This window comes from Aneurinibacillus soli (assembly GCF_002355375.1).
In the GTDB taxonomy this organism is placed as follows: domain Bacteria; phylum Bacillota; class Bacilli; order Aneurinibacillales; family Aneurinibacillaceae; genus Aneurinibacillus; species Aneurinibacillus soli.
This window is the reverse complement of sequence record NZ_AP017312.1, coordinates 976,060-996,094: the sequence shown is the minus strand read 5'-3', so window position 1 is coordinate 996,094 and position 20,035 is coordinate 976,060. Positions and strand designations below refer to the sequence as shown.

The window sequence follows — 20,035 nt, the reverse complement described above, 5'->3', positions numbered from 1 at the left end:
CTTACCAGTTAGCCTGTGGAGCGAGTTTGTATACTTCGCTTAATTGAGTAATGGCGTCTACAAACGCCTCTGAATGCAGTCCATCTCGTCCACTTTCTCCAACAGGAGCAGGTTCACCCGGCCAGACCAGATTGTAGCCTGCCAGCTTTTCTTTCATCGTGTTCAAAAATGTTGTACGCAGCTCATCGCCAGATGGTACGAGGCCAGCTTGCACAAGTGCATCTGCTTTCGGCCCCAGATCAAACAAGGAGTCTACATCTTCCCATGTTTTTGCAAATGCAGCATTCAAGCGTGTTTGTGCCTCAACAGTACTATCTGATAACTGGCTCAGCCACACTCCCCAGTGATACAGATGATAGAATTGCTCTCTTTTAATTTTCTTTGCGGCATCCGCAAGTGGTGTATATGAAGACGCTTCCAATGAATCAAGTCTAATTTTTTTGAACATTTCATACGTGTAGTTACGGGCAATGGCATAACCCCAATCGTAGTCCGGGTTTTCCATATAGTCCCCTTCACCGTTTACACGCTCGGTCAGAACGGCATTTTTGTATTCCTCAGTTTGGCGTAAATGCGCGAGGTCATCCGCTTTACCAATCCCAAGCTCTTCTAGCATTTGATAATACATAGCTGCATGGCCCATTGTGTCTTGTGTAATAGAAGAAAATGCTACGTCCTCTTCGATATGAGGGCATAAACCCAACCATTCGGAGCCGCGATGGCTTATGATTAAATCATCATCAGCTAACTGGTACATCAGTTCAACTAGTGCCCCACAGAACTGCTGATCCTGCTTCGCTTCTTCTGGTGTATTATATTGTTTCGTCACGATTCGATTCCCTCCTTCTCTACTCAACCGATATACTCGTATTATTTTTCGCGGCCAGCTCTCTCCATCTCGATGGAATGTATCCATAATGAGCCGGTTGGCGATAGTCTTTATTATCAATTCGATCGAAAGCTTTGCGCTCTTCCGGTGATACGAAATGAAGGTGATCTCGTTTCACGACGAAAATGTTAGCCGGAACTTCTTCCCGGCGCATGAAGTTGTCTTGTGCCATGCTCAACGCGATTTCAGGTGTAGGAGCAAGCAAGCTAAACTGACTTTCGAATTTCGCTGTTAACTCTTTCTGGCTGAATACTTCATATACATCATACTCTTTGGCATCAAGTGTGCTCATGAATTACACCCCTCTTTCATTGGCTACTGCTTGTTGCTTATGAAGCAGCGCTTCTCTAACCCAAGCGTTATTATCAAATCCGATTTTCCGCAGCTTGAGACGGTTCTGAGAACGTGGACCTTGATTTTTAGCGATTACATTTTTCAGATAGCTATAGTCTGGATGTGCATATACCCATTGTTGTTTTGCTTCATCATAGTGAATGCTCTCATCCGGAACGCTAAGTCCAAGTGCGCGAATTTGCGGAACGTATTTACCAAGGAATTCCTGTCTTAATTCTTCGTTTGTTTTGCTTCTGATTTTATAACGGATATTGAGGTTCTGATTGCTCTCGATCGGGCCGTCTTCTGGTGGACCGAAGAACATGAGCAGTGCTGGCCACCAGCGATTCAGTGCATCCTGCATCATTTCATGCTGGAGCGGTGTGCCATCCCCGAGTGCAATAACCATATCTTCACCGTGATACGCATGGAAGCGTTCTTCCATGATGATTCGCTTAAGTGCACGTACATACGGAGCGTATGAAGAATGTGCGAGCATTTTTTGGGTAACAATCGCAGCGCCATCGACGAGCCAGCCGATCAGTGCAGCATCTGCCCAGCTTACTGTTTCCATATGGAATACGTTATGGAATTTTAGGCGACCGGCGTATAAATCATCCAGCAGATCTTCCCGTGTTTTGCCGAGTGGTGCAAGCAGGTCTTCTGCAACACGAAGCAGCAGCTGTCCGTGTCCAACCTCATCCTGTACTTTAGCCATGAGTGAAAGTTTTCTTTTTAATGTTGGTGTTCTCGGAACCCATTCCTTCTCTGGAAACGCTCCCATAATTTCGCTAATGCCATGCATAGCAATAAGTTTGATCAACTGTGTACGGTAATCTTCCGGCATCCAATCATCTGCTTCAATCTTCTCGCCCCGCTCAATCTTAGCCAAAAACTCTTCATACTTTTTATTATCTTCCTGAGCTGTTACCAGCCCTGTTTGCTCAGCGGCTTTTCCCATCGTACATTCCCCTCTCTAGCATGTTTACGTCTCATTACAAAATAGCTTCTTGATCACGAATCTATTTTGTATTACGTTTTCATAACGTTATAATAACATACTGTAATATATTTGTGTCAATAAATTTTGTGAATTCAAAAAAAAGAAGGGGCTAATGGGATGCCCCTTCTCAAAAACTATTTCACTACCTGGAACTTGCCATCTTTTACTTGAACCATAATCATACTATCTTCACTTAAGCCATTGTGATCCTGCGGACTAAATTTGAATTCTCCTGTTACCCCAACATAATTTACTTTCTCTAACGCTTCTGGTAACTTCGCAGCATCTCCGCCCGCGGCTTTTAATGCTTCAACGAGAATATTTAATCCATCGTATCCATAGCCAGCAAATCCATCAGCGCTTGTATTATACGTAGTCTTATAATCCGCTACGAACTTCTTCACAATCTTCGCCTGTGGGTCACTGTCACTAATCTGATCCGATACAAGCATTTTGCCCGCTACAAGTAGTACACCGTTTGCGGCATCTCCGGCAAGCTCAATGAATTTACCATTCGCGCTTCCGTGTGAACTGATAATCGGAATGCTTAGGCCTAGTTGCTTCGCTTCTTTTACAATCGTGGATGGGCCAGGGTTCGTGCCTGCAATAATGAGTGCTTGTGCATCTGTCCCTTTAATTTTTGTTAACTGGGAACTCATAGACGGATCTTTTGTTCCATATTTCTCCTCTGCTGTGATCGTAATGCCATACTCTGGTGCAAATTTCTTCAATTGAACAGCCCAGCCGCTTCCGTACGGATTGCTATCATACAGCACCGCTACTTTGCTGATTCCTTTTTCTTTTAAGTATTTATAGATACGTTTTGTCCCATGAATATCTGTATGCGGCGTTTTAAAAATTCCCGCACGAACCGGATTCGTAATTTTATTTGCTGCCGCCATGGAAATCATCGGTACTTTTTGCGCGGCGGCATATTCAGCCATCCCTAAAGAAGGACCACTGCCTGAAGACCCGAGAACCGCGACTACATGTTCAGATGTCACGAGCTTCTTCATCGCTTTTACGGCTTCTGTATTGTCTGATTTGTCATCTTCAAACAAAACTTCCAGCTGCTTATTATTAACCCCGCCGTTTTTATTAATTTCCTTCACCAACATCTCCACAGCCTGCTTCTCAGGCACACCAAGTGGGCTATTCGCACCTGTCATTGAAAATACTGCCCCGACTTTGATTGAATCTGAAGCACTGCCTGAAGTTGCCTGACTTTTCGTGGACGTCTGACCCCCTCCACCGCCACAAGCACTGAGCATAACGAGCGAAGCTGCCATTACAGGTGCAAACCATTTCTTCATCTTCATCCTAAAACCCCCTATTTTTTTTAAAAATCTATGTTATTTTTACATAACACCTAAACATGAGCGCCCAAATAAGCGGATTGTACGCGTGGATCATGCATCATTTCCTTCGCGCTGCCTTCCATCATGACTGAACCAGTGCCAAGTATGTAGGCACGATCGGCAATGGCAAGAGCTGCTCTCGCATTTTGCTCTACTAATAGCACGGTCGTGCCCCATTCCGAACGGATCTCCCGCACAATCTCCAATATTTCCTTGGCAATTAACGGGGCTAACCCGAGTGAAGGTTCATCCAGCAGCAATAGCTTCGGTCTGGCCAGAAGCGCACGCCCCATCGCGAGCATTTGCTGCTGCCCACCAGACAGCGTGCCACCTAACTGCTGCCTCCGCTGACCGAGAATCGGGAATCGCGTATAAATACTTTCAATCTCATGCATAATTTCTTTCTTGCTTACCGCTGGCATACGATGAGAAGCACCAAGCCATAGGTTATCCTCTACGGTAAGGGTAGAGAAAATTTGCCTGCGTTCCGGCACGTGTGCCATCCCAAGCGGAACTACTTTTTCAGCAGGAATCGTGGTGATGTCTCGTCCATCAAATTCTACGCTTCCACCTTTTGCCCCATGAAGACCACAAATGCAATTCAACAGAGTCGTTTTCCCGGCACCATTCGAGCCGAGTAGAGAAACAATTTCTCCCTCCTGCACATGCATCGTAATCCCGTGCAAAACTTCAATCGGTCCATAACGAGCCGTTACATTCTTAACATGTAAAACGGTCTTGCTAGCCATCTACACACCCCCTGCCATCACTTGCGCTTCTTCCGCTTCCTCTTCTTGTCCTAAATAGGCGGCAATTACCTTCGGATTCTCCTGGACTTCATGCGGCGTACCTTCTGCAATTTTTTCTCCTTGATCCAATACAACGATCCGTTCCGCCACATTCATAACCATGTCCATATCGTGCTCCACAAGAAGAATGGCTGTACCTTGCGCTCGAATATGCTCGAACATTTTTGTCATCTCAGCTGTTTCCGAATGATTAAGGCCTGCTGCCGGTTCATCGAGCAGCAACAGCTTTGGCTCGGCTGCCAATGCTCTGGCGATTTCCATTAAACGTAGCTTCCCGTAAGACAGGCTACCCGCTAATTGATTCTCCAACGCGTGAATGCCGACAAATTCGAGAAGCTCCTTTGCCCGATCGTGCATATACTTCTCTTCTTTGCGGGCGGCACCAAATTTAAGCCCGCATGACACAAGTCCGGCCCGTGTTTTAGAATGAAATCCGACCATGACGTTTTCCAATACGGTCATATCATCAAACGTCTGTAAGTTTTGAAATGTCCGGGTAATCCCAAGCGGTGCATAGTCGCATCCCTGAACTTGTGCCAGCGCTTGGTTCGCGAATGAAATCGCGCCTGATGTCGGGGTTAACACACCTGATATCATGTTTAATACCGTACTCTTCCCCGCTCCGTTCGGTCCGATTAACGCAACAACTTCTCCGGCCTTTACGTGAAAGGACACATGATTGACGGCACGAACACCACCAAAATCCATCGTGATCTCTTCTACCTGCAATATTCCGTGTGTCATGCTACTTCCCCTCTCTCCGGTTTTGGCTGTACATCTCCTGCCTTGCTAGCTTTTGATTTCGCATAGACAGCTCGGATACGCGGAACGAGTCCTTCCGGCATAAACATCATAATCAGAATTAAAATAGCACCGTATACAATCGTGTCGATATCTCCCTTAAGCTCTGGAATCACATGGCTAAGGGCAATCAACACTTCTCGAATGACTTCGATAATGATCGTACCAATTAACGCTCCCCACACATTCGTCATACCACCAATGACAACCATCGTGATAAACAAAATCGATTCATGCAAACCGAACGGCTGCGGGTCCAAAATCCCCATATAATGGGCATATAATCCGCCGGAAATACCAGCAAACATTCCGCCTACTACAAAAGCACTTAACTTAAACTGGCGAACATTGATCCCCATTGAAGTCGCCGCAATTTCACTTTTATGAATCGCACGATACGCCCGTCCCACACGTGAATGAACAAGATTTAACGAGAAAATTAACAGAATCGTGACGATCCCCCACACAAGGTAGTACATTCCTAGCTCGGACTCTCCAAAAAATCCGATCGGAGGAATCCCAATGATTCCATTCGCTCCACCTGTGACCGACTCCCATTCTCCGATTCCGATTTGCACGATATAACCAAAAGCTAATGTTGCCATAGCCAGGTAATACCCCTGTAGTCCCGCAATAGCCCGCGCTAGTACAAAAGCGAATAAACCTGGAATGATTGCCGCTGCAACAAGACCTGCGATAGGCGGTATTCCATATTTCGTTGTAAGAACAGCGGATGTATAAGCTCCAATCCCCCAAAACGCTGCCTGTCCAAGTGAGATCTGTCCCGCAAGCCCCATTACCAGACAAAGCCCGAGCACTACAATCGCATGCATGCCCGCAACAACCATGACAGAATGGTAATAATCATCTGTAAGAATAAACGGAGCAAATAGTACGAGAAGAGCATATGGAATGGTTTTTTTACTGAAATTTCTGTATTTACTCTCCATTATAAGCCCCCCTTTCCGACACTACGCTCGCCAAACAAACCGCTTGGCTTGATCAACAGTGCGACAATCAGAACGAGGAAAGCAATCGCATCTTTAAGGCCTGAACTGACATACCCGGCTCCTAATGATTCCAAAAGACCGAGCAGAAAACCGGCAACCGTTGCCCCTATTGGATTTCCTAACCCTCCAAGAATAACAGCTGCAAATCCTTTAATCCCCAATAAAGCCCCTACATCATAAGAAGTTACACTTAAGGGGGCAATGACAATTCCCGCAACGGCTCCGGTAGCTGCACTAATGGCAAATGACAGCATCGTCATTTTCACCGGGCTAATTCCCATAAGTCTTGCGGCCAGCGTATTCACCGAGCAGGCGTTGATTTTTTTCCCAAGCATCGTTTTATCCATCAGATACCAGAGTCCAAACAGAATCAACAGGACAGAAAGAATTACCCAGATGCTTTGCTGCGCGACTGTGATTCCTCCAAACGCTACGGGATCGTTGCTAGTCAGCGGTGGAAGCGCAAACGGATCTTTTCCCCAGAGCAAACTTGCTACTCCACGAATTAAAGTCGATACACCAATCGTAAGAATAATCAAACTAATCGGGTTCGCATTTTTGGCGTTGGCGATAATATACTTTTGAATGAGAATCCCAAGGATAGTCACAAGTAAGATCGCTAGAATAGCGGCTCCTGCATAAGGAATATTCATACTGATTAATGTAACCGTTATCATTCCGCCTAGCATTAAAAACTCACCTTGTGCCATATTAATAACTTTACTGACGTTGTAAATCGTAATAAATCCAATAGCAACAATGGCATAAATACCACCAGAAACTAAACCATTTGCAACATATTGCAATAACTCAGCCACTGTATCTCCCCCTTCTCTCTTTTCTTTATATAGAGGACCCTAGGGCCCTCTACTATTTCCATTACCTCTCCTACATGTGGGGGTTACACGCGTTCAATAATCGTAGCAATTCCCTGACCTACACCAATACACATCGCAGCTAATCCATAGCGAACATCCTGTCGCTCCATTTCATATAGCAATGTCGTAAGAATACGAGCACCACTCGCACCGAGCGGATGACCCAGTGCAATGGCTCCTCCATTCACATTTACTTTCTCCACAGGAACAGCCAATTCTTGCACGCAAGCAACTGCCTGCGCAGCAAATGCTTCATTAAATTCAAACAAGCCGATATCAGAAATAGATAGACCTGACCGCTGCAACACTTTGCGTACCGCAGGAACAGGACCAATCCCCATAACCGATGGATCTACCCCGGCAACTGCGGATGCAATCACACGAGCACGCGGCTTCAATCCTTGTTCGCGTGCGACTGTTTCTTCCATTAAAAGAAGTGCTGCCGCTCCATCATTTAACCCGGATGAGTTTCCAGCGGTTACTGTACCGGCTTTTCTAAAAGCAGGTTTTAACCCGACTAGTTGCTCGATCGTAGCTCCTGAACGTGGATGCTCATCTTGCTCAAAAATCGTAACGTCTCCTTTGCGCCCACTAATTTCTACAGGTACGATTTCAGCGGCGAACTTTCCTTCTGCTACCGCACGCGCATAATTCTGCTGGCTAGTCAGCGCAAACTCATCCTGCATCTCGCGCGTAATACCATACTGCTCCGCCACATTTTCTGCGGTTTCGCCTAATGAGATCGGCGGATACACAGCCGCCATCTTATCATTAATCAACCGCCAGCCTAATGTCGTGTCATGCAGCTGCACATTGCCACGCTGATAAGCCGCCCCTGGCTTCATCATCACAAGCGGAGCACGTGTCATGCTTTCGGTTCCACCTGCAATGTATACATCACCACGATTTGCGATGATTGCATTGGCTGATTGGTTCACCGCTTCCAGTCCAGAGCCACACAAGCGATTAACCGTAACACCCGGTACAGTTACAGGCAAGCCAGCTAGAAGTAACGACATCCGCGCTACATTCCGATTGTCTTCCCCCGCCTGATTGGCACACCCTAATACAACGTCATCGATCATTGCCGGGTCAATTGGATTGCGTGCAAGCAGCTTCTCGATCACAACGGCACCAAGATCATCTGGGCGAACATCTTTTAACGCACCGCCGTGCTTGCCGATTGCCGTGCGTACTGCATCTATAATTACAGGTGTTCTCATCTCATTTCTCCCCATTCTTTATAGTGCTTCTACAAGAGTGGCGAGTCCCTGACCGCCACCTATGCATAATGACACGACACCATATCGCTTATTTCGACGACGCAACTCATAAAGAATTGTCCCAAGCAGACGGGCCCCGCTCATGCCGAGCGGATGCCCAAGCGCAATGGCTCCCCCGTTTACATTCGTTTTGTCGAGAGGTAAGCCTAATTCACGAATACATGCGAGTGACTGAGAAGCGAATGCTTCATTTAGTTCAAATAGGTCAATATCTTCGATAGACAGGTTTACTTCATCAAGCAGCTTGCGAATCGCGACAACCGGACCGATTCCCATAATTTTCGGGTCAACCCCACCGCAGGCAAAATGAACAATGCGGCCAAGCGGCTTCACACCTATCTCCTGTACTTTTGCTTCGCTCATGATAAGAGCTGCCGCCGCTCCATCATTCATCCCAGAAGAATTCCCTGCCGTCACTGTTCCACCTTTTCGGAATGCCGGCTTTAACTTACTTAATGATTCAAGAGTAGTGCCACGACGTGGATGCTCATCTGTATCAACAACAACTGGGTCATCTTTTTTGTTCGGAATGACGACCGGAACGATTTCTTCGGCAAACTTCCCTTCATCAATCGCTTGAATGGCCCGTCGCTGACTCTCCACAGCAAATGCATCCTGGTCTTCCCGACTAATCTCGAATTTCTCCGCCACATTCTCAGCGGTGTCGCCCATCGTCAACTCCCCATATAGAGAAACCGGAGCCGAACGAGGTCCCCCGAACGATTCGATTAAGGTTTGCGGACCACGCTGATACGGCTGAGGGAATTTCTCCAGAATGTACGGAGATCGTGTCAAATTCTCCACGCCGCCTGCCAGCATAATCTCTCCGTGCCCACTCTGAATGGACTGCGCTGCCAGATTAATCGCTTCTAAGCCGGATGCGCATACACGATTGACCGTCAATCCCGGAACAGATTCCGGTAAACCAGCTTTTAGCAAACCTACTCGTGCAATGTTAATAAACGGGCTAGCTGAAATCACATTGCCCATAATCACGCCATCGACTTGTTCACCGGAAACAGAAGCTCGCACAAGTGTCTCCTGAATTACAGTCGCCGCCAGATCATCCATTGGCACACTAGCAAGTCCACCACCGAGACGTCCAACTGGCGTACGTGCCACCGAGACAATATATGCTTCGTTTCGTTGTGTACTCATCGTTGTCCAACCTTTTGTTCTTCGTACGTATAAAACCCTTGTCCACTTCTCTGTCCTACCCGTCCGGCAAGCACCAGCTTACGGAGAAGTGGAGCCGGGCGATACCGTTCTTCTGCAAGGTCGTGATGAAGACCGCGAATAACCGCATATACTTCATCCAGGCCGATCCGGTCTGCCCACTCCAGTGGACCATACGGATAGTTCGTTCCTTTCTTCATCGCGATATCAATATCCTCACGCGTAGCCGTGCCTTCGTGGAGCGTAAATACTGCTTCATTAATAATGAGCGATAAAATGCGTGGGAATACGAGACCCACTTCATCATCTACTACCGCTGTATCTTTACCTACTGATTGCATAAACGCTTTCACCTGTTCTAGCGTATGAGCGGTTGTTTGCAGAGCTGGTGCTACTTCAATCAACTCTCTCTCTACTAACGGAACGAACGTGCCAAATCCACACACTCTGTCTGGAATGGTTGCCCATGAAGCGATTTCGGTTGCGGTAACCGAAAGTGATGTCGCTACAATCGGAACATGCGCTGCCAGAACTCCATCTAACTCCTGAATCGTTGCCTTTTTTGCTTCCTGATTGAGACTGTTCACTTCAATCGCCAATTCAATCTGATCCTTATATTCGGCTAGCTGGTCCATATCGATTACGTGATAACCGTTACTTTCCGCTACGTGCTTCAGTTCCTGATGTAGAGGACTCGCTCCGGTCACTAAAACGATTCTATTTGTTGTAGTCATAGAAACCTTCCCCCGTCTTTCTCCCCAGATTACCTGCCTGTACCATACGTTGCTGGATACGGCTTGGCTTGAAGCGTCCCTCGTGGAAGAAATTCGAATAGACCGATTCTGTCGTCGCAAAGTTAATATCAATGCCGATCAAATCTTGCAGCTCAAAAGGACCCATTTTAAATCCTCCTGCCCGCTTCATAATCTCATCGATTTGCTCCGGTTGAGCTACCCGATCTCCCATAATACGCAATGCTTCATTATAATAAGGACGCGCAATTCGATTCACGATAAATCCCGGTGTATCGGCTACAAGAACCGGAATTTTACCGAGATCGCAGGCGAATTGGTACGCCTTCTCTACGTTTTCCTGACTCGATTTTTTACCGTGAATAACTTCAATTAACGGCATAACCGGAGCCGGATTAAAGAAATGAAAACCAAGAATGCGTTCCGGGTTCAAGAGTCCCCCGGCAATTTCCGTGATCGAAATGGAAGACGTATTTGTGAGTAACAATGCATCCGAAGCACAAATCTCTGTAAGCGAAGAGAAAATAGACTTTTTCAGCTCCAGTCGCTCTGGCACTGCTTCAATCACGATGGTACAGGAAGCCAACTCCTGCATATCGGATACAAAACGAACACGCTGATAACTTTCCTCTTTCTGCTGTTCGCTTATCTTTCCTTTTTGTACATCCTTCTCGAGAGCCGCTTCTATATAGGAACGCGCCTTATCTAACACCGCCTGGTTTGCATCGAGTAACATAACCGGGTATTCATTGCGAGTGCAGACAAGAGCAATCCCCGCTCCCATCGTTCCTGCGCCTATGACACCTACCTGTTCCGTTGCCATACTTGCTCCCCCTTACGCCATAACCTTATTGCGGTTATCCACAATACGGATTGCTTTTCCTTCACTGCGCGGAATCGAATTCGGCTGATTCATACGTAAGACAACGCTTACACCAAGAGCATTCTTCATATCATGACCAATCGCTTTCATGAGTTTCGCCACTTCTGTACTTCCTTCAAGTTGACCCACTTCACTCATAAACGCTGACGTTACCTCGCAATGCACTTCAAAGCGGTCCAGTGACCCATCCCGTTCAATGACAACCTGATAATACGGAGCCAGCTGTTTGAAGCTCAATAGAACCGATTCAATCTCTGTCGGGAATACGTTGACTCCGCGAATAATTAACATATCATCAACCCGACCTTTGATCCGGGACATTCTTAAGCTTGTACGTCCGCATTTGCACTTTTCTGGATTTAATGATGCAATGTCTCCTGTACGATAGCGAATGACCGGAAACGCTTCTTTTGTCAAAGAAGTGAAGACCAGCTCGCCCTCCATGCCATACGGAAGCACTTCCCCTGTTTCTGGATCAATGATTTCAGCAAGGAAATGATCCTCTGCGATATGCAGGCCATCCTGTGCTTCATAACATTCAATTGAAACGCCCGGTCCCATCACTTCGCTTAAGCCGTAAATATCAACCGCTTTAATTCCAAGTTCTTCTTCCAGTTGAGCACGCATCTCCTCAGACCATGGCTCTGCTCCGAAAATGCCGTACTCCAGACTTGTTTCACGAGGGTCGAGGCCCATCTTTTTCATTTCTTCTACGATATTCAAAACGTAGGACGGTGTTGCGGCAATTCCACGTGGGTTGAAATCCTCAATGAGTGTGATTTGACGTGGAGTATTCCCACCAGAAATCGGAACAACCGCTGCCCCTAAACGTTCAACTCCATAATGAAGGCCAATACCTCCCGTAAACAGACCATATCCATATGCGTTATGGAATATATCTCCTGGTTTACCGCCGGCACAGCAGATCGCGCGGGCAACGATTTCAGCCCAATTCTCAACATCCTGTTTTGTATAGCCTACTACCGTTGGTTTTCCCTTTGTACCGGAAGAACCGTGAATGCGAACAACTTCGCTCATATCAACCGCAAACAAGTTAAATGGATAGTTCTCTCGCAAGTCTGTTTTCTTCATGAATGGAACTTTTTCCAGATCGTCTAATGATTGAATATCTTCCGGTTTAATTCCTGCCTTCGCAAAGCTTTCTTGATGGAATGACACATTCTCGTAGGCATGTGCAATCGTTTTCTTCAGTCTCTCCAGCTGAATTTCTTCCATTTTATCTCTTGATATCGTTTCCATTTCATTGTTAAAGATCATGTTGTGTTCCTCCTTGGATATCTCTATTCTTCAATAGGAATAATGTACTCGCTTTTCCGATAAGCCAGAGCATCCAGCAGTGCGACCACTTCCGTATCACTCTCGACTGTAATTCGATACCAAGCTGTACGGTTTCCCTTCTTTTCTTCTATAGCCGTTGCTCGGAGACGAGCACCAAATCCGCTTGCAGCAAGAAAACCAATATTCATCGAAAGTGCTACAGACACTTTCCCGTAGGAATTGCTAGCAGCCGCGAACACAACATCTGCAAGCGCAAAAATAACCGCCCCATGCGTAGTACCGTGAGCATTCAATAGTCGTCCGTCCACTTCCACTTCTGCGGTAGCGGTTCCCGGCCCCAAATCTACTAAACGAATACCAAGGAATCGAGCAAACGGATCATCCGCTAATTTTTCACAAATTTGTTTGTAATGTTGAAGATGTAGACTCTTTTCATCCGGTATCTGTTTCAAAGTTCATCACCACCCATTTTTCCATCATACTAGACATGATAACGTTTCCAACGTAAAATATTACTAATGATTCCGAATAATCCAGATTTAAACACCCAGGATTGTAATGTTTTAATTATATAACGTTATTTTAACGTGTAATATGTTTAAAGTATAATGATTGGAGTCGTTATACGTCAAGATATTTAATAAATTTTCTGAATGATTCGGTTTTACTATATATTTTTTCTTTTTTATAATCCGTTATAAATACGGAATAAATATAATTTCATACAAAGGATGAATATACAATGTCAAAAAAACTACTGGAAATAGCTGAATCTTTAAAAATATTTCAAGATACATATCCAGAAGATACTTGTTTGATTTTAACGGATCGAGAAATCATTACCTCTTATATGCCCGGTAAAAATATTGACTTAAAGCTAACGGTCGGGGAAAGTATGACGAAATATAAAAACTCGGTAACGTATCAAGTGTTGCAAACGGGAAAGAAAACACGGAACGAAGTCGGATCTGAACATTTAGGCGTTGCGTATATTTCAACAGCAACTCCAATTATAGAGCGGGGAGAAATGGTAGGGGTGCTCGCTGCTGTCACCTCGAATCAGAAGCTCGATGTGTTGCGCAAAGGCGCACACGAATTAAATGCCCTTGTTCAAGAAATGATTTCCTCTTCCGAAGAAATTACGGAATCTTCAGATCGCACAGCAAAGCGCTTACAGGCTCTATCCGGGGAATCAGAAGTATTGAATAGTGACATAAAAAATGTCGAGACGATCCTGAACTATGTGAAAAACATGGCTTCACGAACACAGATACTTGGTCTGAACGCCGCGATTGAAGCAGCTCGTTCCGGGCAATACGGAAGAGGATTTTCAATTGTTGCCGATGAGATTAAAAAAATGGCGGTTAGCAGTAAAGAAGCTACAGAAGAAATCCAAACTCAGCTAAATCGTATGCAGCAAGGAATTGAAGAAATCACGCTTTCTATTCGAGACATTACATCTCAAACCGGCCAACATTCAACAAGTGCAGAAGAATTTCATCTGATGGTTGAAAAAGTCGCAGCTACTGCTTCGTTATTGAATGAGCATAGTTCGTTTAGAGACTATTAATAAGGCCCCCTCTTCTTGGTGGAGGGTTTCTCCAAAGTGTGGTAGAGGAGCGAGATCGGGCGGGGCCTCGTCACTTCGGTACGCTTACAGGGAAGTTGGGACCGTCCGCTCCAGGTGCCAGGCAAACTCGCCCACAAAACATGCCTACGATGTATGTGCATCGAAGCGTTGTGGGCAAAAGCCCGTTCGCCTGACCCCTTCCGCTGGGGAGTCGCGTACAGGCGTTCCGTTCCCCCGCCCGATCCCGCTCTTGACACAGTTTGGATGAAAACCCTCAAGCATAATCAAGAGGCTGAGCTTTGCTATGCAGGTAAAAAATAAAAGAAGTAGGCTTCCAAAAAGCCAGTTGCGACCCAAGCAAATACGTTCTGGCGTCAAGCGTTTTTTGTAAACCGAAACGTTGCGCGGGGAGGGGAGAAAGAAGGAGCAAGAGAGCGCCTGTACGCGACTACTCAGCGGAGGGAGAACGACGAACGGGCCTTTGCCCGCAACGCTTCGGTGAACCAACATCGGCGGCTTTTCTTTGCGGGCGAGTTCGCCGGGCTCTCGGAGCGGACAGTGCCTTCTTCCCTGCAAGCGTACCGAAGCGAACGGCTCCTTCCTTCTCCCACTCCCTACCACTACACGTTGTCGATGCCAAAAAAAGCTATCTCGCTTGCTTACCCCTTGCCGCCTGTCGACATAACGGGAAAATATTATCTTGAATCAGCGAACTAAACCCTGCTTTAAACGTTGTAATATCAGATGAGACTACACGACGCTCTGTCGTTTCAAACCCTGATGGAATATCACTCCACGCTGTGACTGTGGTCGTATAAATATTTTTGACGATAGCCGCAGCTCCTCCCTCTTGTCTAATCACATACTGCCCAATCTGACACACCTCTCCTGCATGAGCCCCTGTCTCTTCGAACAGTTCTCTCACAGCCGCTTCCTCTGGAGCCTCTCCTGGTTCCACCTTACCGCCAGGCATCTCCCACCCGCGTTTATCATGTTTCGTTAGCACGATTTGCTCCCGATTTTCGTCCGCATATGCCCAGATGAGCACATGTTTTGCGTCACGACGGAAGTTTTCTGGAGAGAATGTAAGCGAAATAAATTGTTGCCTTTTGTCATAAAAATAATATGTCTTCATCGTTTCGCCTCTTTCGCATATTTGCTCCTTTTCTTAAGTAAAAACCTTATATACAATGAAATCAAGCGAGCATATGCATTTTAAACAGGAAGGGATGGTTTTGTGAAACGTAACCGTACGGCATTGATTACCGGAAGCGCGCGAGGTCTCGGAGTCCGTATCGCTCACGAACTCGCTTCCCACGGAATCCGAATTGCCATTAACTACCGCACAAGTGTTGTGGAAGCAGAGCATCTCAAGCATGAGCTTGAAACGGCCTACGGTTCTGAAACATTGCTTCTTTCAGGCGATGTAAGCCACCCGGCTGATGCAGAGCGCATGGCCCTTGCTGTTATCGATGCATGGGGAAGCCTGGACATGCTTATTCTAAATGCCGGACCATATATTAAAGAACGAAAAAAATTAGCGGACTACACGCCAAGTGAATGGGACGCGATGGTGAATGGAAATTTATCAAGCGCGTTTTATTTATGCCGTGCAGCCATTCCCTATATGCGTCGCCAACGCTTTGGACGCATTGTAACCGTTGGGTTCGAGAAAGCACAAACCGCTCCAGGGTGGATGTATCGCTCTGCTTTCGCCGCTGCCAAAACCGGGCTCGTCTCCCTTACCCGAACGATTGCACTTGAAGAAGCGGAAGCTGGTATTACAGCAAATATGGTGTGCCCCGGTGATATTATCGGGGACGATAAACAACGACGAATTTCAGAGGCCCGGCAGATCGACCAGGGAGATACACCGGTTGGACGCGCCGGAACCGGGGAAGATATTGCCCGTGCGATTTCGTTTTTCTGTGCAGAAGCATCCGACTTTATTACGGGAACCGTATTGGAAGTAACCGGTGGCAAGGATGTATTGAATAAGTACAAGCTGGAAGGGGAAAGGTAAGAGAAAATCTTTCTTACTACAAATCACTTATTCCAGAGAGGATGTATGCGGATGAGCAATATGGATACGGCTGTTCAAGATGAGAAGGTCCGCAGTGCCGCCTATCAGCTGCTTACAAAACGTGGGGTGTCAATGGATGATCTGGTGGATCTCGTAGAATATTTACAAAAACCGTATTATCCAGATCTCACACGTGAGCAATGTCTGCACAATATTCAGCGCGTACTAGAAAAACGTGAGATTCAAAATGCGATCATTACCGGTATTCAGTTGGACATGCTGGCGGAACAAAAAGCGCTTGTTGAGCCGCTGCAATGTATTGTAGAGACAGACGAAGGTTTGTATGGTGTTGACGAGGTACTCGCACTAGCCATTGTGAATGTATACGGTAGCATCGGATTTACGAGCTACGGATTTATTGATAAAGTAAAGCCAGGGATTCTCAAAACATTAAACGAAAAAAAGGAAGGTGTCTGTCATACCTTCCTTGACGATATTGTGGGTGCGATTGCAGCGGCAGCGGCCAGTCGACTTGCTCACCGCCGCTTTGGAACCAAATGAAAGTTGCTTATTTTGCTATCGTTTTTGGCGTATGAGCATCCAAAACACGAATTGCCTTGTATATCCAAACTGCTGCTTCTCCACGCGTTAGATCGCCCTTTGGATTTAACTTGCCATCTTTATCAAGTTCGGTTATTTTATAAAGAAGCATCCGTTGTAATCTACCTTGATATTCTGGATTGATTTGGTTCTCGTCCTTGATCTCTATAAACATTTTCACCATCGGAAAGTCGCCATTCTTTTCTAAAGCACGAATTAATAAATCACCAAACTGTTCACGTGTAATGGTTGCATTCGGGTTCACGTCTTTTGGAATCTCCAGACCATTATAATACGCAATAACAAAAGCATCTGAATACCAAGCATTATTTGGAATGTCTGTGTAGATGTTTGATGCCACTGGTGATTTACTAAAGCGTATCGTATTCAGATTTAAACCTAAGCCCTTTACAATCATCTGTACGCTTTGTGCATAACTGATCTTCCCTTTAGGCACAAAATGATCGTGATCCATTCCTCTCACAACTCCACGGTCTTTTAAGAATGAAACCGCTTCTGTTTGCCCTTTATCTAAATCTGTAAAAGCAAATGCAGTACTAAATGTCAAACTACTTAGCAACAGGGTTGTAAAAGTTAAGGTGGCTATTTTTTTCACAGTTATCGCTCTCCTTGTACTATACAATTATTCCATAATCCTCTAGAGTTATCCTATTGACGCTACATGAATAAAGAAAGTTGCTACGTTCCTACTAGAGATTATAAAGATCATAAATAAAAGCCTGACATACTACCCTATAAGGGAATATGTCAGGCTTCTTTATACTTATTCTATTCTAAAACTTTGCTCTACTGATCGACGCAAGATTTATTCTGCTGCTTTAACAGTGATAGTAAATGTAACCGAATAATGCTCATATCGATTTGTCAGAAGTGCTGTTAATTTAACCTTTGTATCTCCACTTGGACGACTGACAACACCCTGGTTTGAAATAATATCTGGATTACTAGAAGTCCATACAATACTAGCTCCACGTTTCGCTCCAACTGTTGGAAGAACAAGATTTTGTGTGACGCTATTCCTAGAATCTCCCGATGCATATTCCAGTTTAAGAGCTCCTACATCAGCTACAATGTCACCCCAGTCTTGTAAAATCATATCGATAATATGATCAAATTCTTGCTGAATAGCATCACGGGTTGCATAGCCTGTACCTCGATTATCTATCAAATATTTAGCTACGATTTCCAGCTCATAACCTTCCAAGTCCTTGTAGTTGCTATTGTCTAGATGCAACTTTGGAGACCTTAGAGCAGCCCACATTTCTTCATTTGTTGTTGCTTCATTCACTGCTTGAACAGCATCTCGTTCATTACCGCCATTTTTTATTTCATTAACGGCTCTATCGATAACATCCTGGATTTCTAAACGACTTTTATATCCTGTACCTTTACTATCCAAAACGGCTTGTGCCACCTGATCACGTTGGAAAAAGCTAAGCAACTTGTACGACGTCAAATTTAGGAGGGTTGCTGATTCATCAATAGCCTTTCGAGTATCCGAAACAATAGTAGTAGCATTAACCGCACCATATACACCATCTGGAACGACCGTTATGGTGAAGGTTTGGCTTATTGTTCCACCCTTATTATCATTGGCTGTCACTTTAATCGAGGCTTCGCCAGCTGAAACTGGTTTAATTGTTAGATTCGTCCCACTGACTTCTACTTTCGCTACACTATCAGATGATGATTCGGCAATATATGTCAAAGTATCGCCATCTTGATCCTCAAATGCATCGGCCAGACCTACAGTCTGTGGTCCATCCGTTACTACTGCTGTCACTGAACTAATCCCATTTTTCACGTTAGGATCATGATTCGATGCTGTAAACGTGACAGTGAAGCTAGTCGTTTTCGTACCTCCTTTTCCATCACTTGCTGTTACTGTAATCGTAGATGTACCTGCCGTTACTGGCGTAACAGTAAGATCCGTTCCGTTTATCCCTACGGTTGCCACGCTTGAATTTGACGATACCACATTATAAGTCAAGACATCCCCATCCGAATCACTGAATACATTTGCCAGGCTCACGATTTTTGCTCCATCTTTTATGACAGATGTTAAAGGGGGAATCGGATTTGACACCACTGGATCATGGTTAACCGGAGCGATCCTAAGCTCAATTACAGATGTAGGGACTGATACATTTCCACTTGCATCCATTGCATATGTCTTATAACTCCCTGCTAGTAATCCTTCGGTAGTGATGCTTGTATTTGTTTGTATAGAAGTAACCGATGCTTTTTTAGCACGGCCGCCTGAAACAAGATTCTCTAATTGCTCCTTATTGCTCGGATTCTCTGTAGTTGGTACGAGATATACGATACCCGTCTCATTACTTGTAACGATCACATTATTCCCTATTACAATTGGAGACGTTGAAATAAGGGTAACTGTAGGAGCTGTATAGTCTCGACTACTGCTACTGCTACTTCCACCACCTCCACTACTTCCTCCTGTATTACTACTGTTATTTGTAGCTGGTGCAGGAGTCGGCTTGGTTGGTTGACTCGGTGTAGGAATACCTGGATTGTTTGGTGCTGGGTTTTGATCTCTGTTCGTCTCAACTACTTTGAGAAATTTACTTGCTACGGATGCAACGGCCTGTCTATCCGCTATTCTCTGAGGACTAAAGGTACCATCACTATTTCCTTGGATTAATCCTAGTTCCGCAGCATAGGCTACGGCATCTTTTGCATAATCGGATATAGAAGCTGCATCGCTAAATTTTAAGTTAGCTGCTTTCCCCTTAGGATCTACTCCTAAAGCCCGTACAAAAATAACTGCCATATCCTGTCTGGATAAATTTTGTTCATTGCCAAACGTTCCGTTCCCATTTCCTTTTATAAGGCCAGCTTTTGCTGCTGCTTCTACATACTTGAAAGCATAATGAGTTGGAGGAATATCAGAGAATGTAGCTGTTGTAGGAATATGAGTCGTATCTAAATTCAAAGCCTTTGCTAGAACAATGGCAAAATCCTGACGTGTAATTGTTCCCGTTGGAGAGAATACGCCCTCTCCTTTCCCGTTTAGAATGCCTGCATCTGCAAGCTTTTGAATGGCATCTTTTGCATACGAATTGTTAATGTCAACAAAAGAAGTAGCTGCCTGTACAGGAAGGGCAAAAGAACTTAACAACGTCACTGTCGTTACTACTTTAACAATATTTTTCTTAACCAAAAGATTTCCCCTCACAATCGTTCAAACGAATGATCTCACAACTACTTTAGTTATTTTTTCACTTTCGATAGTAATAGTTGCCCTCGGTATTATATCATTCGCATTCTGAACAAATTCTGAACAAATAAAAGCCTGACACACTACCCTATAAGGGATATGTCAGGCT

General features: G+C 45.2%; 21 protein-coding genes. 4 read left to right on the top strand and 17 right to left on the bottom strand.

What is annotated here, in order from left to right; genetic code table 11:
- Position 1 precedes the first annotated feature (1 nt).
- From paaC to CB4_RS05075, 14 genes are all read right to left on the bottom strand, one after another.
- On the bottom strand, positions 2 to 829 hold the full coding sequence (paaC, locus tag CB4_RS05140) for a 1,2-phenylacetyl-CoA epoxidase subunit PaaC (RefSeq protein WP_231956150.1): 828 nt from the start codon (positions 827 to 829) through the stop codon (positions 2 to 4).
- Between the two features lie 19 nt (positions 830 to 848).
- Positions 849 to 1,181 carry a 1,2-phenylacetyl-CoA epoxidase subunit B gene (locus tag CB4_RS05135; RefSeq protein WP_096463863.1) on the bottom strand — a complete coding sequence of 111 codons (333 nt, stop codon included), beginning with the start codon at positions 1,179 to 1,181 and terminating at the stop codon, positions 849 to 851.
- Between the two features lie 3 nt (positions 1,182 to 1,184).
- The gene (gene paaA / locus CB4_RS05130) at positions 1,185 to 2,183 is read right to left on the bottom strand and encodes a 1,2-phenylacetyl-CoA epoxidase subunit PaaA (RefSeq protein WP_096463862.1); all 999 of its coding nucleotides are present in this window, start codon (positions 2,181 to 2,183) and stop codon (positions 1,185 to 1,187) included.
- 176 nt (positions 2,184 to 2,359) lie between these two features.
- Positions 2,360 to 3,544 carry an ABC transporter substrate-binding protein gene (locus CB4_RS05125; protein ID WP_096463861.1) on the bottom strand — a complete coding sequence of 395 codons (1,185 nt, stop codon included), beginning with the start codon at positions 3,542 to 3,544 and terminating at the stop codon, positions 2,360 to 2,362.
- 50 nt (positions 3,545 to 3,594) lie between these two features.
- Positions 3,595 to 4,332 carry an ABC transporter ATP-binding protein gene (locus CB4_RS05120; RefSeq protein WP_096463860.1) on the bottom strand — a complete coding sequence of 246 codons (738 nt, stop codon included), beginning with the start codon at positions 4,330 to 4,332 and terminating at the stop codon, positions 3,595 to 3,597.
- Positions 4,333 to 5,136 carry an ABC transporter ATP-binding protein gene (locus tag CB4_RS05115; protein WP_096463859.1) on the bottom strand — a complete coding sequence of 268 codons (804 nt, stop codon included), beginning with the start codon at positions 5,134 to 5,136 and terminating at the stop codon, positions 4,333 to 4,335.
- Entirely contained in the window at positions 5,133 to 6,143 is a 1,011-nt protein-coding gene (locus tag CB4_RS05110) for a branched-chain amino acid ABC transporter permease (protein WP_096463858.1), read from the bottom strand. The genes CB4_RS05115 and CB4_RS05110 overlap by 4 nt, the downstream gene beginning before the upstream one ends.
- Positions 6,143 to 7,021, bottom strand: coding sequence for a branched-chain amino acid ABC transporter permease (locus CB4_RS05105; RefSeq protein ID WP_096463857.1), 879 nt, complete (start codon positions 7,019 to 7,021; stop codon positions 6,143 to 6,145). The genes CB4_RS05110 and CB4_RS05105 overlap by 1 nt, the downstream gene beginning before the upstream one ends.
- Positions 7,022 to 7,104: 83 nt before the next feature.
- Positions 7,105 to 8,304 (bottom strand): thiolase family protein, encoded by a 1,200-nt coding sequence (locus CB4_RS05100; RefSeq protein WP_096463856.1) that lies wholly within the window; start codon positions 8,302 to 8,304, stop codon positions 7,105 to 7,107.
- An 18-nt stretch (positions 8,305 to 8,322) separates the two neighbouring features.
- Positions 8,323 to 9,522, bottom strand: coding sequence for a thiolase family protein (locus CB4_RS05095; protein WP_096463855.1), 1,200 nt, complete (start codon positions 9,520 to 9,522; stop codon positions 8,323 to 8,325).
- Entirely contained in the window at positions 9,519 to 10,274 is a 756-nt protein-coding gene (locus tag CB4_RS05090) for a 3-hydroxyacyl-CoA dehydrogenase family protein (protein ID WP_096463854.1), read from the bottom strand. The genes CB4_RS05095 and CB4_RS05090 overlap by 4 nt, the downstream gene beginning before the upstream one ends.
- A complete protein-coding gene (locus tag CB4_RS05085; protein ID WP_096463853.1) occupies positions 10,258 to 11,115 on the bottom strand; it encodes a 3-hydroxyacyl-CoA dehydrogenase family protein in 858 nt (285 codons plus the stop codon). The genes CB4_RS05090 and CB4_RS05085 overlap by 17 nt, the downstream gene beginning before the upstream one ends.
- A 12-nt stretch (positions 11,116 to 11,127) precedes the next feature.
- Positions 11,128 to 12,453, bottom strand: a complete 1,326-nt coding sequence (locus CB4_RS05080; RefSeq protein ID WP_096463852.1) for a phenylacetate--CoA ligase family protein — start codon at positions 12,451 to 12,453, stop codon at positions 11,128 to 11,130.
- 23 nt (positions 12,454 to 12,476) lie between these two features.
- Complete coding sequence (locus CB4_RS05075; RefSeq protein WP_096463851.1) at positions 12,477 to 12,926, bottom strand: PaaI family thioesterase; 450 nt, start codon at positions 12,924 to 12,926, stop codon at positions 12,477 to 12,479.
- Between the two features lie 290 nt (positions 12,927 to 13,216).
- Here CB4_RS05075 and CB4_RS05070 point away from each other — a divergent pair, with 290 nt between their 5' ends.
- A complete protein-coding gene (locus tag CB4_RS05070) occupies positions 13,217 to 14,044 on the top strand; it encodes a methyl-accepting chemotaxis protein (protein ID WP_096463850.1) in 828 nt (275 codons plus the stop codon).
- 38 nt (positions 14,045 to 14,082) lie between these two features.
- Complete coding sequence (locus tag CB4_RS20825; protein WP_157737797.1) at positions 14,083 to 14,238, top strand: hypothetical protein; 156 nt, start codon at positions 14,083 to 14,085, stop codon at positions 14,236 to 14,238.
- 452 nt (positions 14,239 to 14,690) lie between these two features.
- On the opposite strand, the gene CB4_RS21820 is transcribed toward CB4_RS20825, so the two are convergent.
- A complete protein-coding gene (locus CB4_RS21820; protein ID WP_096463849.1) occupies positions 14,691 to 15,179 on the bottom strand; it encodes an NUDIX domain-containing protein in 489 nt (162 codons plus the stop codon).
- A 102-nt stretch (positions 15,180 to 15,281) separates the two neighbouring features.
- Here CB4_RS21820 and CB4_RS05060 point away from each other — a divergent pair, with 102 nt between their 5' ends.
- Both CB4_RS05060 and CB4_RS05055 read left to right on the top strand, forming a co-directional pair.
- Entirely contained in the window at positions 15,282 to 16,067 is a 786-nt protein-coding gene (locus CB4_RS05060; protein WP_096463848.1) for an SDR family oxidoreductase, read from the top strand.
- Positions 16,068 to 16,127: 60 nt separating this feature from the next.
- The gene (locus CB4_RS05055; RefSeq protein ID WP_096467636.1) at positions 16,128 to 16,628 is read left to right on the top strand and encodes a phosphatidylglycerophosphatase A family protein; all 501 of its coding nucleotides are present in this window, start codon (positions 16,128 to 16,130) and stop codon (positions 16,626 to 16,628) included.
- A 7-nt stretch (positions 16,629 to 16,635) separates the two neighbouring features.
- On the opposite strand, the gene CB4_RS05050 is transcribed toward CB4_RS05055, so the two are convergent.
- Together CB4_RS05050 and CB4_RS05045 are read right to left on the bottom strand one after the other, a co-directional pair.
- Positions 16,636 to 17,283, bottom strand: a complete 648-nt coding sequence (locus CB4_RS05050; protein WP_157737794.1) for an S-layer homology domain-containing protein — start codon at positions 17,281 to 17,283, stop codon at positions 16,636 to 16,638.
- A gap of 210 nt (positions 17,284 to 17,493) precedes the next feature.
- A complete protein-coding gene (locus CB4_RS05045; protein WP_157737791.1) occupies positions 17,494 to 19,869 on the bottom strand; it encodes an S-layer homology domain-containing protein in 2,376 nt (791 codons plus the stop codon).
- Positions 19,870 to 20,035: the final 166 nt, after the last annotated feature.